Genomic DNA, 18,152 nt, shown 5'->3' on the forward strand with positions numbered 1-18,152 from the left:
CCAGTGGAATCAGACCTGCCCGCGAAAGGGTCTTACTTCATGTCAATAATGACTTGCTCGTTCCACTTCTTCGGCAACGACTTGGCGGTTTTTTCCCAAGCGTCTGCATCTTTGATCGGTGTCACGTTCTTGTATTGCTCGTTGGGCAACAGTTTAGCCTGCACGTCAGCGGGCAGCTTCAAGTGATCAGCGCGGATTGGACGCGCATTGCCTCGTGCCAAGTTGATTTGGCCTGCATCACTGAAGATGTATTCACGCGTTAGTTTGGCTGCATTCGGGTGCTTGGCGTATTTGTTGATAATGGTGGTATAGCCTGAAATTACTGAGCCGTCAGACGGGATCAGCACCTCGTAGTCGTCTTTATTGACCATCTTGTTGCGATAGCTCAAACCGTTAAAGTCCCAAACGACGCCGACTTCGATTTCGCCTTTTTCCATGGCGGCAATGGTCGGGTTAGCCAGTGACAAACGACCTTCCTTTGCGAGCTTGTTGAACATCAATAGCGCCGGTTCGATGTTCTTTTCATCGCCACCTTTGGCAATCGCGGCAGCCAGCACACCATTGGCGGCTTGAGCGGCGGTGCTTACGTCACCGATGGAGACTTTGTATTTGCCTTTCTCCAGATCAGCCCAGCTTTTCGGGGCGTCGGAACCGTGCAGCAATTTCTTGTTGATGATGAACGCGATGGTGCCGGTGTAGGCCAGGGCCCAGTTACCGTCTTTGTCTTTAGCCCAATCCGGGACTTGAGCCCAGGTACTTGGTTTGTACGGCTGGGTGACGCCCTGCTTCACAGCGATAGGCCCGAATGCGGCGCCAACATCACCGATGTCCGCACTGGCGTTGTCTTTTTCCGCCGCAAACTTGGCGACTTCTTGCGCCGAGCTCATGTCGGTGTCGATGTGTTTCAGGCCATAGGTTTTGGCCAGGTCGTCCCACGTGCCTTTCCAGTTGGCCCAGTCATCGGGCATGCCGACGCTATTAACCGCACCTTCCGCTTTGGCGGCGGCCTCCAGGGTTTGCAAGTCGGTTTCTGCTGCCGTGGCTGCGGTGCACAGGGCAATGGTCGAACTTAACAGTGATGCCAGGAAAATATGTTTCATCCGAAGCTCCTTAGGGCGTTATAACGCTGCATTTTTATCGACGGTGATGCGGTTGGGTTGGTCTAGGTCAGCAATACATGAGCCAATCTAGGCGTAGTGCATGACACTTTAATGTCGGCATCCGTTCTGCAATGGTGATGCCCAGCTAACCACCTGCTGTGGTGAATAAGCGTAGACCACAGTTAAGTAATTGATATTTATTAAGTTAGTATTTTTAAAAATGGTTTTTGATAACGGATTTCAACAGCTTGTCATCTATCAGTCATGAGGAGTGACTACGCTTGTTAAGAGCAGCAGGACGGTATTTACCCTTGGTTCTGCCCAATAACGGAGCTGGACTAGTCCAGATAGGTAACGTTGATGCGCGAAGATGCTCCAAAAGCGGTGACAGCCATCGGTCTGGCCTTGCAGGAACAGATTGAACACGGTCTTTTACCACCCAGTAGCAAATTGCCCGCCGAGCGCAAGCTCAGCGAACTGTTCGACACCACACGCATCACGGTGCGCGAAGCATTGTTGCAATTGGAAGCGCAGGGGTTGGTGTACCGCGAAGAACGGCGTGGCTGGTTTATTTCACCGCCGCGCCTGGCTTATGATTTGATGCGCCGTAGTCACTTTCACGCCATGGTTAGGGCTCAGGGCCGGGTGGCTGAAACCCAAGTGATTTCTGCGCGCCTGCTACCGGCGTCGGCGCAGATGTGCGGGTTGCTGCAACTGCCGGCATTTTCCAGCGTGATCCAGATCTGCAGAGCGCGGCGGATCGATCAACGATTAGTGCTGTATGTGGAGCACTACCTCAATCCGGAGTATTTTCCACAGATACTGAACTTCGATCTGAATCAATCCCTGACCGAGTTATATGCGAGCCACTATGGCATTCGATACGGGAAGGTTCGCTTTGAAATGGTCCCGACGGCGTTACAGATCGACGCGGCAGCGGCGTTGAAAGTGTCGCTGGGTAGCCCAGGCTTACGCATCGAACGGGTTAACCATGATCAGCAGGGTAGGCTGATTGACTGCGATATCGAATATTGGCGCCATGATGCGATACATGTGAGCGCGGTGGTGGAGGGCTAAGACTTGTTTACCGGGGTTATGTTTCCACTGTTGTCACACTGCCCGCCAGCGCGTTTACCTGCACACTCAACCTTGGCGTCGCCAGATCCAGCCCCGCTTCATCCAGATGTCGCTTCAACATCAAATTGAACGCCCGCGACACTTCCCATTGTTTGATCGGCGCCGTCTTGAAGCGCGCCCGCAATACGGCACTGCCAGATTCAAAACTTTCGATACCCTGAATCTCTAGCGGTGACCAGATACTGCGTCGTTCCAGTGGATCGGCGCGCATTTTGTGTCCGACCTCGCGGATTATCTTTATGGCGTCATCGATGTTCATGTTGAATGGAATGGCGATGCGGAAGATCGCGTAACCAAATTCCCGCGAGTAGTTTTTGATGCTCTTGATTTCGCTGAACGGGATGGTGTGAACAATGCCGTCAATGTCACGCAAACGTACGGTGCGAATGGTCAGCCCTTCTACTGTGCCCATGTGCCCGCCAACGTCCACGTAGTCATCGATGGCCAACGAGTCCTCGATGATGATGAACAGGCCAGTGATCAAGTCCGCCACCAATGATTGCGCGCCGAAGCCGATGGCCAGGCCGATGACGCCCGCGCCGGCCAGCAGCGGGGTCACGTTCATGCCCATGTTCGCCAGCGCGACTATCAGCGCGATGATGAAAATGGCCACGAACAGCACGTTGCGGATCAGCGGCATCATGGTTTGTGCTCGGGCGTTGGCCACGCCTTTTCGCGAGCGGGTCAGTGCGTGATGCACGGCGGTGTCGCTAAGAATCCAGACCAGCCATGCGAACAACAAGGTGCCACCGAGACTAAACAACTTGACCACAATTTCGTGTCCGTCGCCCTCGGCAAAGCGGATCAATGACAGCCCCCACACGCGCAGGCCCAGCTCGGTAAACAGCAGCCAAACCGAAAGGTGTGCCAAGGTGTAGACGAAGTTTTTCAGCCGTTCAGAGTACAGCGCATGGCGTTTGTAGCCGTGATGCGGGCGCAATGCATGGCGCCGTACCAAGCCGTTGATGACCATGCACAGCACCAGCAGTACCGTGCAAATCAGCGCCTCACGCAAGGCGGTGCTGGTATCGCCGGCCGAAAAAAAGGTCGCAAACAATGACACGCCGACCAACATCAGCGCGGGCACGTACCAATAGGTGCCGAGAATTTCAATGGTGTCGCTCAACGCTCGGCGAGTCAGACGGCGAGCCAGCGGCTGATTGCGAATCAAGTGCGCAATAGGTCGGCGGAAACGCAGAATGAATAGCCCGGTGGAGATCGCCGCCATGACATTGGCGAACGTCGCGGCGGTATGCGCCAGATGCTCGCCGAGGCTGGCAATCAAGCGTGGGTCGCTTAACGCTTCGCCGAACGCTGCAAAACTGCCGATGGTCCACAGCGGCCTAAACGCTTGATGGCGCAGAATAAACAGTGCGCGGTGGCGATGGGGACCGTCCAGCAGCGAGAAGGCAATCACGCACACTGCAGAAAACAATGTGCCGACCACCAGCGCGTAGGCCAACACCATTGCCAGGTCTTTGCCCAGCGAGGAGGGCAGCGAATAGCTCAAGTACACTGTGATGATCAGTGCCACCAGCCACGGCCCCAACTTTCGCAGGGCGAAGCGCAGCATGTCCCAGATTCGCGGGTTTTGTGGCAGGTCTTCTGACAGACCATAACGAACGCGCACCCGGTGGCCGAACCAGATCAGCCCCGCCGCCAATAGGCCCCAAATTGTGAGCACAACCGCGAAACCTAGGATCACCGGTAACCATTGATCAGCCGGTGGCGTAAGCGCGACGAACTCCTGTCGTGCCAAGAAGAGTTCTTCGGACCAACGATTGGCCGGGCTGTCTTCGCCTGAAAACTGCGTCTCGAAGCTGCTGAGGGTGCTGCCGATTAGGCCTAGCACGCCTGTCTCTGCCGGGGGTTGGGCTTTTCGGGTGTTGTCGCGAAGCTTTTTCAGGTCATCGAGCAGCTTAGTGCGCTGTTGATCGTTTTCCAGAGTCTTGATCACATCGTCCAGCGATTGCCCTAGTGGCTCTTGCGCTTGAGGCTGGGCTTTTGACGACTCCGCAAGAATGCCCGGCAGGGTTAGCGCATGAGCGGTGGTGAAGGGCAGCAAACCCAGAAAGCAGAGCAGGAACGCGCGAAGAAAAACAGGCACTGGGCAGAGAACCTCAAAAGCGAAGTGACAGGGGCTGCGTCATGGCAAATCATGGCTCGCGTAAAACGCCGTTAATACTTTTACCAGATGCGCCAGGTCCTGGCTGCCCGCTAGTTCACGGATCGAGTGCATGGCGAAGGTTGGCAAGCCGATGTCCACGGTGCGAACTCCCAAATGACTGGCCGTGATCGGCCCGATGGTCGAGCCGCACGCCATGTCGCTGCGCATCACAAAGCTCTGCACCGGGACTTCTTGCGCCATGCACAAATGGCGGAAGAAACCCGCGGTTTCGCTGCTGGTGGCGTAACGCTGGTTATTGTTGACCTTGATCACGGGGCCGGCGTTGAGTTTGGGGCCGTGATTGCTGTCGTGCTTCTCTGCGTAGTTCGGGTGAATGCCATGGGCGTTGTCCGCCGAGATCAGCAGCGATTTTTGGATTGTCCTTACGTAATCTTCGGCATCGGGCATCAGGCGCTGAAGGATCTGCTCCAGCATCGGGCCATCTGCGCCACAGGTAGAGGACGAGCCGACTTCCTCGTGGTCAGTACACACCAGCAGGCACGTCTCGTCGGTTTCGGTGGACAGCAATGCTTGCAAACCGGCAAAGCACGACAGCAGGTTGTCGAGCCGTGCACCGGCAATAAAATCTCCGTGCAGACCAATAACAGCCGCACTTTGGGTGTCGTAGAAACTCAGTTCGTAGTCCAGCACCACATCGGCGTTCAAGCCGTGTTCGCGGGCCAGTTGATCGGTAAGTAAGGCGCGGAAGTCTACGCGTTCATCACCGGCGACCTGTGCCAGAATTGGCGGCAACTCATTTTGGGCATTGATCGCCCAGCCTTCATTGGCGGTGCGGTTGAGGTGGATCGCAAGGCTTGGAATGACGGCGATGGGCAGCTGGAAATCGATCAGTTGGCTTTCGACCTTTCCGTCACGGCGGAAGGTCACCCGACCTGCCAGCGACAAGTCGCGGTCGAACCACGGGGCGAGCAACGCACCTCCATATACTTCGACCCCCAACTGCCAGAAGCCCTGACGTTGCAGCTCAGGCTGTGGCTTGACCCGCAAGCAAGGGCTGTCGGTGTGCGCGCCGACGAGTCGGATGCCGCCGATCACGGGTGAGAGGTGGCCCAGCTTGAACGCGACAATTGCCGAATCGTTACGGGTTACGTAATACCGCCCGCCGGCTTCGGTGGTCCAGGTCTCGCGCTCATCGAGACGCTGATAACCGGCCGCTTCCAGACGTTGGACTAGGCTGGCGGTGGCATGAAAAGGGGTAGGGGAGGCCTTGAGAAAATCGATCAGGCCTTGATTCAGCGCTTCGCGCATAAGTAACTCCAGACAGCGATGGCGCGAGTTTACCGTATTGGCCTGCGTCGTGTGGTCACACGGTGCATATTGCGCGTATCTGATCTGTAGAAGGAATCAGTTTGTTTTTAAAACGGCGCAGGGCACTCAAAACGCAAACGTTCGCCAGTTTGTGGATGGGTGAAGCTCAGCATGCTGGCGTGCAGGCAAAGGCGCGGGAAGGCCGCCAGCGCTTGCGGATGCGCGTACAACCCATCGCCCAACAACGGATGGCCGATTGACAGCATATGCACTCGTAATTGGTGCGAACGCCCTGTAACAGGCGTCAGTTCCACGCGGCAATAATCGCCACAACGCTCAAGCACTTTCCAAAACGTCAGCGCGTGCTTTCCGAATTCATGATCAACCACGTGCCGGGGTTTGGTCGGGGGGTCGTAACGCAACGGTAAATCGATGCTGCCGCTGTCCAGCTCCGGTTGGCCCCAGCACAGCGCGGTGTAAGCCTTTTCGGTTTCGCGGTCATGAAACTGCCGCGACAGCTCGCGATGGGTATCGGCGTCTCGGGCCAGCAGGATGATGCCCGAGGTTTCCCAATCCAGACGATGGACGATGCGGGCTTCTGGGTAACCGTTTTCCTGCAGGCGGGTAATCAGGCAATCCTTGTTGTCATCGGCACGGCCGGGGACGGAAAGCAGCAGGGTCGGCTTATCGACCACCAGAACGCCGGCGTCCTGATGAATGAAGCGGATGTTCGACAACGGCATGTGCAACGAACCTCGAAACGCTAGAAACGCCAACGGCGGTAGTGCGCACCTGCTTGATCAGAAGGTATGCATTACCGCCGTTGGCACCTTCCGGATCAACGATCTGGAAGGGTGATATTGAGTTCCAGAATGGAACAACTGCCTTGGCTTTCCAGAGCGACATGCACTTGGTCAGACTCGATGTTGACGTACTTGCGGATCACTTCTACCAGCTCTTTTTGTAGCGCAGGCAGGTAATCCGGGGTGCTACGTTGGCCGCGTTCATGCGCCACGATGATCTGTAGACGCTCTTTCGCTACCGAGGCTGTGCTTTCTTTTTTGCGGTCACGAAAGAAGTCAAAAATATTCATTCACGACCTCCAAAGACTCGCTGAAACCAACCCTTCTTTTGCGCATCAATAAACCGGTGTGCCACTTCTTTGCCCAGTAAACGGTCTACAGCATCGCTGTAGGCCTGACCGGCGTCGCTCTGGTCATCAAGAATGACCGGGATGCCCTGGTTGGACGCCTTCAGTACCGCTTGCGACTCCGGGATCACGCCCAGCAAGCGGATGGCGAGGATTTCTTCAACGTCTTCAACGCCGAGCATCTCACCTTTAGTGACGCGCTCAGGGTTGTATCGAGTCAGCAGCAAGTGCTCCTTAATCGGCTCTTCGCCTTTCTCGGCCCGACGGGACTTGCTTGCCAGCAGACCAAGCATACGGTCCGAGTCACGCACCGAAGACACTTCCGGGTTGGTCACGACAATGGCTTCGTCGGCGAAATACATCGCCAGGTGCGCGCCTTTTTCGATGCCTGCCGGGGAGTCGCAGACTACGTATTCGAACGTGTCCTTCAACTCCATAAGGATTTTTTCAACGCCCTCTAGGGTCAGTGCGTCTTTATCGCGAGTCTGGCTGGCGGCCAGCACGTAAAGATTTTCCAGGCGCTTGTCTTTGATCAAGGCCTGGGTAAGTGTCGCTTCGCCGTTTACCACGTTAACGAAGTCGTACACCACACGGCGTTCACAGCCCATGATCAAATCCAGGTTACGCAAGCCGACGTCGAAGTCGACAATCACTGTTCTGTGGCCGCGCAAAGCGAGACCGGTACCGATAGCGGCGCTGGTGGTGGTCTTACCCACACCACCCTTGCCGGATGTAACCACGAGAATCTTGGCCAAGGTGTTTCACCCCTAGAGGAAAAGGACAGTTAGTCCCTGAAGGGCACCTCTTTGAAACGGCACAGCCGAGCAACGCTAAAAATCGTGAAAGCTAAAACAGGTTTAACGGGCAGGTAATCCCGCGTTTTCTCGATTTCCAACGACATTTGCTACGATTTTGCGACGAATCAGAGATGCTTTAAAAAAGCGGCAGTATCCGTTAAAGACGGGTGATGTTCAACACGTCACCGGACAGGCTTACCTGTACCCCGGCACCCCACAGCGGATCTCTGCGCAGATCCTCGGACACCTTGTATTGCCCAGCGATGGAGACCAGTTCAGCACCCAACTGCTGGCAGAAAATCCGGGCCTTGGTGTCACCCTTGATTCCGGCCAGCGCTCTACCGCGCATTGGGCCATACACATGGATGTTGCCATCGGCCAGAAGTTCCGCGCCGGGGCTGACCGAGGCGATGACCACCAGGTCGCAGCCTTGGGCATAAATCTGCTGGCCGCCGCGCACAGGGGAGGTAATGATCTTGGTCGGTTTGAGCGTCGGCTCAGGTGGTTTTTCGGGTTTTTTCTTAACCGTATCGCCCTCGGCAGGCTCCAGCGGTCGTTCCCGAGCACCGGACGGCGGCAACACTGGCAGATCAATGGCGATCGCGGCCGCGATGTCTTCAATGCGATTGGCGCGAATAGCCAAAGTGCGTAAGCCATGTTGACGGCAAACGCGCATCAGGCCCGGCAAGTCCACCGCACCTTCGCCAGCGGGCAGCTTGTCTAGCGCCAATACCAACGGCGTATTGCTGAAAAAGTTGGGGGCCAGGGCGACCTTTGCCGCCAGTTGGCGATCAAGGGCTTCGAGGTTGTTTCGGGCCAGCTCAAGCACCGTGATGGCGAGCATGCTGCCCTTCAACTGGAACACTGGATCCTGGTCGTGCAATTCGATTTGGCTCATGGTCGGCATTAAGCAGCTTGTCACTAAAAGTGCCGAGACTTATAACCAGAACGCCCGCCAGCCGCAAGCCAAGCTGAACGATGTAGAATGCGCGGCCATTGTCTTGACGGAAGCTTTAATGGACCGCCCGCGATTTCGAGCTCATTTTCTTCATCCACGCTTCTGGCCGCTCTGGGCAGGCCTGGGCCTGCTCTGGCTGGTCGTTCAGTTACCTTTTGGGGTGCTTGTGGCGATGGGCCGGGCTCTGGGTCTGGTGATGTACCGGTTCGCTGATGACCGTCGGCGCATTGCCGGGCGAAACCTGGAATTGTGCTTTCCACACCTTTCATCCGACGAACGTAAACAGTTATTGAAGGAAAACTTTGCCTCCACCGGCGTCGCTTTTTTTGAAATGGCCATGAGCTGGTGGTGGTCCCCTGCACGGTTGGCCAAGTTATCCCAGGTCGAAGGTTTGCAGCACCTGAAGCAAGCGCAACTGGACGGCAAGGGCGTGATCCTCATGGCGCTGCACTTCACCACGCTGGAAATCGGCGCAGCGTTGTTGGGCCAGAAGCACACCATTGATGGCATGTACCGCGAACATGACAACCCACTCTTTGATTACATCCAGCGTCGTGGCCGTGAACGACACAATCTGGACTCTCTCGCTGTGGAGCGCGAAGACGTGCGCGGCATGTTCAAAGTTCTGCGAGCCGGGCGCGCTATCTGGTACGCGCCGGACCAGGACTACGGCGCCAAACAAAGTGTGTTTGTGCCGTTCTTTGGTATTGCGGCCGCCACGGTAACGGCCACCAGCAAGTTCGCCAAGCTGGGCCGCGCCATAGTGATTCCGTTTACTCAGCAGCGTTTGGATGACGGCAGCGGTTATCGGCTGGTGATTCATCCGCCGTTGAGCGATTTTCCAGGCGAAAGCGATGAGGTCGATTGCTTACGGATCAACCAGTTTGTAGAGCGCGCCGTCTTGGAATGTCCGGCCCAATATCTGTGGGCTCATCGACGCTTCAAAAGCCGACCACCGGGGGAGCCGAAGCTGTATAAGAGGCGGGATCTTCAAAAGAAAGGTTAATCAATAGAAAATGCCGATCCGCGCCGCAGAACACACTAGCCCCAACCCCGCTGAGTTGGCCGGTGGGGTCGCTATCAATAGCGCATCCGAGCCCATCACCGGGCTCATTCTATCGGGTGGCGGCGCACGTGCGGCCTATCAGGTTGGCGTCCTTGCCGGGATCTCCGAACTGATGCCTGCGGGTACGCCCAATCCCTTTCCGGTGATCGTGGGAACATCGGCAGGCGCAATTAACGCAGTCAAGCTGGCAAGCGGCGCGGCGCATTTTTGTTCAGCGGTTCATCAGTTGGTCGATTTTTGGCAAGGCTTTCGCAGCCATCAAGTGTTGCGCAGTGATTGGGCGGGTGTGATTCGACAGGCGACTCGCTTCGTCGGCCACAGTTTGTTAGGTGTGGGCTCGCAAGTCCCGGTGGCGTTGCTAAACAGTTCACCGCTGCGTGAGCTGCTAAACGCGCGTTTGGACCTGGAGGGTATTGATCGCGCCATTGTAGCCAAGCATCTGCGCGCAGTGGCAGTGACGGCCTTCGGTTACGAGTCGGGGCAGGCGGTGACGTTTTATCAGGGCAAAGGCACTATCGATTCGTGGCTGCGTCATCGCCGGATCGGCTTGCCCACCCAGTTAACGGTGGATCACCTGCTCGCCAGTTCAGCGATTCCTCTGCTGTTCGCCCCGGTCAAAATCGATCAGGAGTTTTTTGGCGACGGCGCGGTGCGGCAATCAGCGCCAATCAGTCCGGCGCTGCACTTAGGGGCGAACCGAGTATTGGTGGTAGGGGTCAGCGGTAACCCGCGCGGTATTGAAACCAATAGCTCGATACAACGAGTGAAGGTCGGCACGCAACCGACCCTCGCGCAGATCGGCGGACACATGCTCAACAGTACGTTTATCGATAGCCTCGAAAGCGATATAGAGTTGCTGGAAAGGCTAAATATGCTGAGCCATCTGCTGCCGGGGGGGCAACCAATACGTACGTTGGGCTTGGCGCCGGTGGAGGTGTTGGTGATTTCGCCGAGTCAGCCTATTGATGAAATCGCCGCCCGTCATCGCCATGAGCTGCCCCCTGCGCTGCGCACGTTCCTGCGTGGGCCGGGGGCGACTAAAACCAGTGGTGCCGGGGTGCTGAGTTATTTGCTATTCGAGGCGGGATATTGCAGCGAACTGATTGAATTGGGTCGCCGTGATGCCTTGGCCCAAAGCGATCAACTGAAGCAGTTTTTGCGGTTGGGGTGAGGCTTGGCCGGTACATGTGGGCCAATATTTTGTGAGCGACTCAATCAGTCAATTTGTCATCACGAAAATCCCGCAGGGCTTGTTCGATCTCTTCCCGGGTGTTCATCACAAACGGCCCGTACTGCACGATAGGCTCACGCAGTGGCTTACCGGCAATCAGCAACACCTTGGCCCCCGACGCGCTGTGCAGCTGCACATCACCTTCTTCGGACAATCTGGCCATCTGACCAGCCACCATCGCTTGCGGCTGACCTGCCAACTCAACGGTGCCTTCGTACACGTATAAAAACACCCGGTGGCCCTGCGGGATGCGCGGGCTGACGCGGGAACCGGCGGGCAGGTGCAAGTCGAAATAAAACGGCTCAGTGTCCGGCCGCTGTACGGCACCGGTCTGCTGTACTTGGCCGTCGTCAAAGATACCCGCCATCACCGTTACGTTTACGCCGGCTTCAGTGGTCAGCTTGGGCACATTTTCTGGCTGTACGTCCTGATAGCTCGCAGGGCCAAGCTTGGTTTTGCCAGGCAAATTTACCCATAGCTGAAAGCCGCGCATCGTGCCTTCTTCCTGTTCCGGCATCTCGCTGTGGATAATCCCGCGCGCCGCGGTCATCCACTGCACACCGCCGCCTTGCAGCAGCCCGACGTTGCCCATGTGATCTTCGTGCCGCATGCGGCCTTCGATCATATAGGTCACGGTTTCAAAGCCACGGTGCGGGTGCGACGGGAAGCCGGCGATGTAATCGTCAGGCGTGTCCGAGCCGAACTCATCCAGCATCAAGAACGGATCAAACAATTCGGCGCTCTGCCCGCCAAACACGCGGGTCAACTTTACGCCAGCACCGTCGGAAGTCGGCTGGCCGGTATGGATCGCCAACACTGTGCGAAATTGAGTCATTGCGGCAACTTCTGATTAAGTGGGAATGGCCGACATGCTATGCCGAACTGACCGATCAATGGGCGCGATTTTTGCGAAGGGTTGATCGAGTTTATCGATGGGTTGGGCTGTAGTGCTATGTGTTCAGGTCTTTGCGAACAAACTTGGTCCCACCTTCAATCGGATTATCGGCAGGGCAGAATTTATTCAGGAATAAGTTAACGCGGTTGTTCTGATAGCCCTCGGCGGCATTTTTTGCCATGCCGCCGAGAGCTATTCACAGGCGGTTATTCTGCTATCTGCAACTTACGCGCTTGGGTATAAACGTAGCGTACTTTCTCGTACTCGAACGGCGAGTTCAGCGATCCATAACGGAACGAGGTGGTGTAACGCTTGTCGATAGCGCGCAGCAGGTAGATTTCCGGATGGTTCGTGCTGACCTGTGACACATTCAGGAAGTTGATCTGCGATTCGGCGGTGAAGTCGAACACCAGGCCACCGGTGTCACGCAAGTTTGATGGACCCAGTAATGGCAGCACTAGATAAGGACCCTCTGGGACTCCATAGAAGCCCAAGGTTTGGCCGAAGTCCTCGGCCTGGCGCGGCAATCCCATCGCCGTTGCAGGGTCCCACAACCCTGCAATCCCAATGGTGGTGTTAAGCAACAGGCGCCCTGTGGTTTGGAGCGAACGGTGGCCCTTGAACTGGAACAGGCTGTTCAGCAAGTTGGAGATATCACCCAAGTTGCCGAAGAAGTTGCTAACGCCTGCGCGCAAGAAGCTCGGGGTAACGTATTTATAGCCATTCACCACCGGCAAGAACACCCACTCATCAAAGCGATAGTTGAAGTGGTAAACCCGGCGGTTCCACGACTCAATGGGATCGTAGACATTGAGTGCGTTGAGGGTGGCCCGTTCGAACTCGCGCTGGTCCAGCCCAGGGTTGAATTTAAGTGACTTCAACGGCTCGGTAAAACCGTCCGGGTCAGAGGCTCTGGCCACGGTCGCCGGATGCGCGGCCGGGGTGACATCGGCCGCATGAGCGACGCCTGCGCACAGCAGGGCAGCGATAAACAAAAGACGTTTAGCCACGGAAAAACTCCAGCATGGCGTCGCTGTTGACGCGGTAATTAAGGTTGCCGCAATGGCCGCCGTATGGGTAAACGGTCAAACGATCACCGAAGGTCTTGCGCAGAAAACCGAGGTCGCCAGCGCCCAGGATCACGTCGTCAGCGTTGTGCATGACCGCAATTTTCGGGCTGTTGTGCAGGTAATCTTTAAGCGCATACAGGCTGACCTGATCGACCAGTTGCAACAAGCTTCCGCCGTCGGTCCGGGCGCGCCACATTGGAATCACTTGGTTGGTCAGGTAGCAATCGAAGTCGCATTGCAACGCACGTTTGAGAAACGGCGTCAGGCTGGTGCCTTCGGTGATCGGGTATTTGGGCGGCGTAATCAGCCCGCGACGGTTGATCAGGTCAGAGGTGAAGGCGATGTCGGCAGCCGAGAAGCGAAATGAGGTGCCGATCAGCATCGCCATCTGCTCATTGGTCAAATGTTGCTTGGATTGTTGGAAATCAAACAACAGCGCATCGTTAAGGTCGATATAGCCTTTTTGTTTGAAGTAACGGGTCAGCTTGCCTAACACCAGCTCATAAAATGTGGTGCTGTTGTTGATGCCTTTAACTTCGGTCTGTACCAGTTTGTCTAGATTGCTGATCGAGGTGTAAAGGTTGACGGGCGGATTGAGCAGCAGCACGCGCTTAAAGTTGAAGCTATGGCGGGTCTCGTCCAAATGACTGACGAACGCTGCGTCCAGTGCGCCCAGGCTGTAGCCGGTCAAGTAATAATCGGTGATCTGCAAGTCAGGTTGTTGCGCACGCACAGCCTGCATGACCCTGTACAGGTCTTCGGCGTCATCTTTGGTCACCCCCGGAGTGGCGAATCGTGAGGCCGCACTCATAAAGTCGTAACTGGTCGGCGACGATAACTGCACAACGTTATAGCCCGCGCCGTAATACAGCTTCTTCAGGAACTCATTGATGGTGCTGGTGTAGGGCGCCCCGGTGCCTGCGATCAAAAAAATCAGAGGGGCAGGGTGATTTTGCTTCGCCAGGCGGTAATGCAGTTTTTTAACCGCCCAGAAGTTATCCGGTAGGGTGAACTCACGCTCTGGACGCAGGTTGAGCGTGTAGTCCGACTGATTGATGTCCGCATCGGCCGGAAGCTTTGGTTGCAGATCTGGTGGGGTTGAGGCGATTGTTGCTTCAAACGGGTTCGTCAAAGGGTAGCCATAGGTGGCGGGGTCAATATCAACCGCCAAGGCAGAGGCACTTAAAACGAGGCCGCCGACAAAGGCAGCGAAGCGCTGAAAACGGGGCATGACTAGATCCCTTAGGAAAGTGCAGGTTGAGATACGCAGGCTATGACCACGGGTGTAGTGCCAAAGTGCCGCACTTGCAAGAAAACGCCCCCTAATCAAGTCGCGAAGATACACGGTCCGCCCACGCTATAAACAGTGCGCGTGGTCTCAAACGTGCGTCAGTGTCTTGCATCCCGGCGTTGGGCGATTATGCTGGGCGCCATTTGGCGATTGTTCGCTGTTTTTTGGAGTGCCGCATGTCCCGCCGTTTGCCGCTGATTGTGCTGCTTATTATTCTGCCACTGTGGTTCGCCGCCAGTTACGGGGTGCGCTTTTCGTTGATGGAGGACGCTCGCTGGGTCGGCATTTGCGCCAATGAAGCATTGGATTGGCAGTGCCAGGTGCGGTCAAATCTTGGGTTGATAATTCACTTTGGCACTTTGGGCTGGGCGGCACTGATAACGTCGCTCATCGCGTTATTCTTGCCGGGTCGCGTGGGATGGGCAATGGCGGTGCTGGCGATGCTGTTCGGTATTGCGGCGTTGGTACTTTACAGCGCGAGCCTTGCAGTATTTGCGGTGGTGATTGCGGGGCTGCGATTAGTCAGGGCCAGTCGAGCCAAAGCGCTGTAGGCGATAGGTAACAGCGCGGTGAATTCTTTCTCAAACCCCAGACAGCACTGAGGGGAGCCTGAGCTCCCCTCTAATCGTATTGCATGCTCTATTTTTATTATTTTAGGGCGGCCTGTTATTGTTTTTGGCGACCAATCCCTTACTGCAGTTCGTGCGATCCCCATTCAGGATCAAGAGCAAACGTATTTTTTTGAGCGCTGTCCTGCTTTCATCACTCACGTGATCCAACCAGTTCGGGAGCTACCTGACGGTAGTTTTATTGTTCTCTGCCCGGTTGTGGGATCGAAACCCCGGTAAAGCATTTCCACTCCAAAAAAATCGGTTAGCTACGCCTCTGTCCGTGTTGTTCTTGTTATGTCAGAGCCGATACGTATTGTTTTTATTGGGTACTGCTTCGTTTCTTGTTTTTGTTATGCAGTAGAGATAGCAGAACCCATGCCAACTTTATAATTTTCATATAAATCAATAACTTAAAAAATTCAGACTTTAGCAGCTCTTCATACTCAACAGTGTTTGTTTCCGTATTACCCGGTTAAACACTGGCCTTTGTGGGGCCGGTAACACAATTTTCACAAAGGTCGGTTACGCACTCGCAGGCAGCGCCAGAGTGCGGCGGTAGCAAGCAGGCTGACCAGCGCCCAACCCCAAGCCTGTTGGTTGAGCAACCCTTCTTGGTACAACTGCGGCGCGATACCTGCACCGACGATAAACGTCAGCAGGGCAATCTCTCTGCGTGGCACTGCCACCGGCCGAAATAGATAGAACACCGCCGGGAGCAACAGCGCCGCTGTTGGGAAGCTGCGGTAACGCGCGTCGAACACCAGCGCCAACATCATAACGGCCGCGACAAAGCCTGTAGCCGCTACCCACCAACCAGCGCGAGCTTGGAACCAGATGAATGCACGTCCCCGCCAGCCGTCTTTTGCCGAAAGCGTCAACGCCGCGTGGGCGAGCACCATCAGATTCAATCCGACTAACGCTGTCGCCCAGACCCACTCCCCGGCAAAGCGGGCGGTGACCCGCGCCAACTCACCCCAAGTGCCAATGCAGCAAGCGCCCAACGCGGCCAGCAATGGCAAGACCAGCGCTGAACGGGTGGTCGACACCCGTCCGGCCACCACCAGGGTCAAAACGAATAGTGCGCCACTGATCGACAGCCAAAACGGCCAATACGTCAGATTCGATACCGGGCCTGCGAGCACCCCTTTTTCTTGACGATCTGCGTCGAACAAGCCCCAGTAACCGCCCACCGCGCCCTCAGCGGCGCGCTTCCAGGGTTGGTCGAAGGCTTCGATCAAGTTGTAACGCCAACCGTTCTTTTCTGCCATAGCGACAAAGCCACGAATAAAGCGTGCTTCGTTAGCTCGGCTGGGTAGCGCTGTTTCTCGTTGGCGGCCTTCGCTGGGCCAGCCGGTCTCCCCAATCATGATGTCTTTGGGGGCAAAGCGTTTGCCGAAGGTTTCACGAACTTGCGCGACATGTTGCAACGCATCATCAATGCCACTTGGATTGTCTTCCCAGTACGGCAACAGGTGAATCGTCAGGAAATCCACCGCTGGAGCGACTTCCGGGTATTGCAGCCAAAAGTCCCAAACGTCGGCGTAGGTGACCGGCTGCTTGACTTGGCTTTTGACCTCCCGGATGAGTTTGACCAACTGCGCGCCGGTCACTTCCTTACGCAGTAAGGTTTCGTTACCAACGATTACCGTCGTCACCACATCAGCGTTGGTATTAGCCGAAGCGATCAGCGCTTTGATCTCTATTGCGGTGTCCACCGGATTAGCATTGACCCAGGCTCCAATCATCAATTTCAAGCCGTGTTTACGCGCCAGCGTAGGAATGTCTTCCAGACCAGTCATTGAGTAGGTGCGAATGCATTGGAAGTTTTTCGCAAGCAGCGCAAGGTCGGCGTCCATCCGCTCTGGGCGCAGCTTGAATGGTTGATCGAACGGCGATTGGTCTTTATCGAAGGGGGTGTACGACGCGCATTGCAATTTATGCGTAGGGGTGGCGGCGTCGGGCAGGATAACCGGCTTGCCCAAACCGTACCAAAAGCCACTCATGGCGATCAGGGCCAGTACACAGGCGAATAGATAGGGTGCAACGGGAAAGCGTGAAATGGCGGGCATGACGGGGCCGAAATAGGGCGAAGGCCGGCATGTTACCTGTATTTATCCTGAGGCTGGAGAGACCCTGGGCATTTGGTGAAGGGGGGTAATGCAAAAAGACATGCAAGGTTCGGGCGGAGCTGATCATTTATTTGCGTCGGTTTGTCGTTAGTAGCATGGCGATGTCGTTTCTCGCTGCCTTGAGGTCGCTGACAGAGCAGGAACGTTCCCATCGCAGGTTGATTATCAGGGCGCCAGCACACCGCTACTGTTGCTAGCGGCGAACAGGTGAGACGTAAAGGGGCGGCAGCGCTCCAGAACCGGGCATAACAGCGGTCCCTTAAAAAAACGTTAAAGATGCCCGACACTCGTCGGGCGCAGCATTTGGGGAAGTAACGATGAAGATGCGACTAATCCTTGGCGCAGGTGCTGCTTTGGCACTGGCGATCAGCTCCACTCTGGCCCTTGCAGATGCAAAACCCGAACTTTCCATCGGCTATGTTGATGGCTGGTCCGACAGCGTTGCGACCACCAACGTAGCCGCCCAGGTGATTGAGCAAAAGCTCGGTTATCCAGTCAAACTTCAAGCAGTTGCGACCGGGATCATGTGGCAAGGTATTGCTACTGGAAAACTCGACGCCATGCTTTCGGCTTGGCTGCCCGTGACTCACGGGGAATATTGGACCAAGAACAAGGACTTGGTTGTCGATTACGGTCCTAATTTCAAAGACGCAAAAATCGGTCTAATCGTTCCTGAGTACGTAAAAGCCAATAGCATCGCCGACCTGAAAACGGACACCTCCTTCAAAAACAAAATCGTCGGGATCGACGCCGGTTCGGGTGTGATGCTCAAAACCGATCAGGCGATCAAAGACTACGACCTGACCGGCTACAAACTGCAGGCTAGCTCCGGTGCTGCCATGATTTCTGAACTGACCCGTGCGGAAAACAAACATGAATCCATCGCCGTGACCGGCTGGGTTCCGCACTGGATGTTTGCCAAGTGGAAGTTGAAGTTCCTTGAAGATCCAAAAGGTGTTTATGGCGCTGCTGAGACGGTTGACAGCATCGGTAGCCTGGGCCTTGAGAAGAAAGCACCTGAAGTGGTCGCGTTCCTGAAAAAATTCCAATGGGCTTCTAAAGATGAAATCGGTGAAGTCATGCTCGCTATTCAAGACGGCGCCAAGCCTGAAGCCGCCGCCAAGGACTGGGTTGCCAAGCATCCGGATCGTGTTGCTGAGTGGACCAAGTAATCGCCTGAACGCGTCTAACTAGGGCCTTTGAAGGCCATCTGTCGTTATCGCCAGATGGCCTTTCGCTTTCATTCTGAAATTCTTCGCGTCAATCCCCTTCGTAAATCCT

The 18,152-nt window shown here is 55.8% G+C and carries 16 protein-coding genes; 5 read left to right on the top strand and 11 right to left on the bottom strand.

Features of this window, described 5'->3' with window-relative positions:
• Positions 1–32: 32 nt before the first annotated feature.
• Complete coding sequence (locus QN378_RS21840; protein ID WP_322204747.1) at positions 33–1,100, bottom strand: ABC transporter substrate-binding protein; 1,068 nt, start codon at positions 1,098–1,100, stop codon at positions 33–35.
• A 360-nt stretch (positions 1,101–1,460) separates the two neighbouring features.
• On the opposite strand from QN378_RS21840, the gene QN378_RS21845 reads away from it, so the two are divergent.
• On the top strand, positions 1,461–2,177 hold the full coding sequence (locus QN378_RS21845) for a UTRA domain-containing protein (protein ID WP_322204746.1): 717 nt from the start codon (positions 1,461–1,463) through the stop codon (positions 2,175–2,177).
• 16 nt (positions 2,178–2,193) lie between these two features.
• On the opposite strand, the gene QN378_RS21850 is transcribed toward QN378_RS21845, so the two are convergent.
• The 6 genes from QN378_RS21850 to minC form a co-directional block, all read right to left on the bottom strand.
• Positions 2,194–4,344, bottom strand: coding sequence for a mechanosensitive ion channel domain-containing protein (locus tag QN378_RS21850; protein WP_323550593.1), 2,151 nt, complete (start codon positions 4,342–4,344; stop codon positions 2,194–2,196).
• A gap of 39 nt (positions 4,345–4,383) precedes the next feature.
• Positions 4,384–5,673, bottom strand: coding sequence for a M18 family aminopeptidase (locus QN378_RS21855; protein ID WP_322204744.1), 1,290 nt, complete (start codon positions 5,671–5,673; stop codon positions 4,384–4,386).
• 107 nt (positions 5,674–5,780) lie between these two features.
• A complete protein-coding gene (locus QN378_RS21860; protein ID WP_322204743.1) occupies positions 5,781–6,416 on the bottom strand; it encodes an RluA family pseudouridine synthase in 636 nt (211 codons plus the stop codon).
• A 95-nt stretch (positions 6,417–6,511) separates the two neighbouring features.
• Positions 6,512–6,766 (bottom strand): cell division topological specificity factor MinE, encoded by a 255-nt coding sequence (gene minE / locus QN378_RS21865; RefSeq protein WP_322168238.1) that lies wholly within the window; start codon positions 6,764–6,766, stop codon positions 6,512–6,514.
• On the bottom strand, positions 6,763–7,578 hold the full coding sequence (minD, locus tag QN378_RS21870; RefSeq protein WP_322204742.1) for a septum site-determining protein MinD: 816 nt from the start codon (positions 7,576–7,578) through the stop codon (positions 6,763–6,765). Before minD ends, minE begins: the two co-directional genes overlap by 4 nt.
• 199 nt (positions 7,579–7,777) lie before the next feature.
• Entirely contained in the window at positions 7,778–8,518 is a 741-nt protein-coding gene (gene minC / locus QN378_RS21875) for a septum site-determining protein MinC (protein ID WP_322204741.1), read from the bottom strand.
• 118 nt (positions 8,519–8,636) lie between these two features.
• On the opposite strand from minC, the gene QN378_RS21880 reads away from it, so the two are divergent.
• Positions 8,637–9,584 (top strand): lipid A biosynthesis lauroyl acyltransferase, encoded by a 948-nt coding sequence (locus tag QN378_RS21880; RefSeq protein ID WP_322206898.1) that lies wholly within the window; start codon positions 8,637–8,639, stop codon positions 9,582–9,584.
• 10 nt (positions 9,585–9,594) lie between these two features.
• Positions 9,595–10,815: a patatin-like phospholipase family protein gene (locus QN378_RS21885; RefSeq protein ID WP_322204740.1), complete on the top strand. Its 1,221-nt coding sequence runs from the start codon at positions 9,595–9,597 to the stop codon at positions 10,813–10,815.
• A 40-nt stretch (positions 10,816–10,855) separates the two neighbouring features.
• Here QN378_RS21885 and QN378_RS21890 read toward each other — a convergent pair whose 3' ends face one another.
• The 3 genes from QN378_RS21890 to QN378_RS21900 all read right to left on the bottom strand — a co-directional run bounded on the left by QN378_RS21890 (position 10,856) and on the right by QN378_RS21900 (position 14,071).
• Positions 10,856–11,710 carry a pirin family protein gene (locus QN378_RS21890; protein ID WP_322204739.1) on the bottom strand — a complete coding sequence of 285 codons (855 nt, stop codon included), beginning with the start codon at positions 11,708–11,710 and terminating at the stop codon, positions 10,856–10,858.
• A 266-nt stretch (positions 11,711–11,976) separates the two neighbouring features.
• Positions 11,977–12,780 carry a VacJ family lipoprotein gene (locus tag QN378_RS21895; protein WP_322204738.1) on the bottom strand — a complete coding sequence of 268 codons (804 nt, stop codon included), beginning with the start codon at positions 12,778–12,780 and terminating at the stop codon, positions 11,977–11,979.
• Positions 12,773–14,071, bottom strand: coding sequence for a serine/threonine protein kinase (locus QN378_RS21900; protein ID WP_322204737.1), 1,299 nt, complete (start codon positions 14,069–14,071; stop codon positions 12,773–12,775). Before QN378_RS21900 ends, QN378_RS21895 begins: the two co-directional genes overlap by 8 nt.
• A gap of 236 nt (positions 14,072–14,307) precedes the next feature.
• Between QN378_RS21900 and QN378_RS21905 the strand changes: the two genes are divergently transcribed.
• Entirely contained in the window at positions 14,308–14,682 is a 375-nt protein-coding gene (locus QN378_RS21905) for a hypothetical protein (RefSeq protein ID WP_322204736.1), read from the top strand.
• 569 nt (positions 14,683–15,251) lie between these two features.
• On the opposite strand, the gene QN378_RS21910 is transcribed toward QN378_RS21905, so the two are convergent.
• Positions 15,252–16,853, bottom strand: coding sequence for a glycosyl hydrolase family 17 protein (locus tag QN378_RS21910; RefSeq protein ID WP_407074090.1), 1,602 nt, complete (start codon positions 16,851–16,853; stop codon positions 15,252–15,254).
• 335 nt (positions 16,854–17,188) lie between these two features.
• On the opposite strand from QN378_RS21910, the gene QN378_RS21915 reads away from it, so the two are divergent.
• Positions 17,189–18,043 carry a glycine betaine ABC transporter substrate-binding protein gene (locus tag QN378_RS21915; protein ID WP_322204734.1) on the top strand — a complete coding sequence of 285 codons (855 nt, stop codon included), beginning with the start codon at positions 17,189–17,191 and terminating at the stop codon, positions 18,041–18,043.
• The last annotated feature ends 109 nt before the right edge of the window (positions 18,044–18,152 follow it).

The organism is Pseudomonas sp. 10S5 (assembly GCF_035019745.1).
Lineage (GTDB): Bacteria > Pseudomonadota > Gammaproteobacteria > Pseudomonadales > Pseudomonadaceae > Aquipseudomonas.

Excerpts from the sequence above, each read along its gene's own strand:
- QN378_RS21840 (WP_322204747.1), bottom strand. The coding sequence starts at position 1,100 with ATGAAACATATTTTCCTGGCATCACTGTTAAGTTCGACCATTGCCCTG.
- QN378_RS21845 (WP_322204746.1), top strand. The coding sequence starts at position 1,461 with ATGCGCGAAGATGCTCCAAAAGCGGTGACAGCCATCGGTCTGGCCTTG.
- QN378_RS21915 (WP_322204734.1), top strand. The coding sequence starts at position 17,189 with ATGAAGATGCGACTAATCCTTGGCGCAGGTGCTGCTTTGGCACTGGCG.
- QN378_RS21860 (WP_322204743.1), bottom strand. The coding sequence starts at position 6,416 with ATGCCGTTGTCGAACATCCGCTTCATTCATCAGGACGCCGGCGTTCTG.
- QN378_RS21885 (WP_322204740.1), top strand. The coding sequence starts at position 9,595 with ATGCCGATCCGCGCCGCAGAACACACTAGCCCCAACCCCGCTGAGTTG.
- QN378_RS21900 (WP_322204737.1), bottom strand. The coding sequence starts at position 14,071 with ATGCCCCGTTTTCAGCGCTTCGCTGCCTTTGTCGGCGGCCTCGTTTTA.
- QN378_RS21905 (WP_322204736.1), top strand. The coding sequence starts at position 14,308 with ATGTCCCGCCGTTTGCCGCTGATTGTGCTGCTTATTATTCTGCCACTG.
- QN378_RS21880 (WP_322206898.1), top strand. The coding sequence starts at position 8,637 with ATGGACCGCCCGCGATTTCGAGCTCATTTTCTTCATCCACGCTTCTGG.
- minC (WP_322204741.1), bottom strand. The coding sequence starts at position 8,518 with ATGAGCCAAATCGAATTGCACGACCAGGATCCAGTGTTCCAGTTGAAG.
- QN378_RS21855 (WP_322204744.1), bottom strand. The coding sequence starts at position 5,673 with ATGCGCGAAGCGCTGAATCAAGGCCTGATCGATTTTCTCAAGGCCTCC.
- QN378_RS21890 (WP_322204739.1), bottom strand. The coding sequence starts at position 11,710 with ATGACTCAATTTCGCACAGTGTTGGCGATCCATACCGGCCAGCCGACT.
- minE (WP_322168238.1), bottom strand. The coding sequence starts at position 6,766 with ATGAATATTTTTGACTTCTTTCGTGACCGCAAAAAAGAAAGCACAGCC.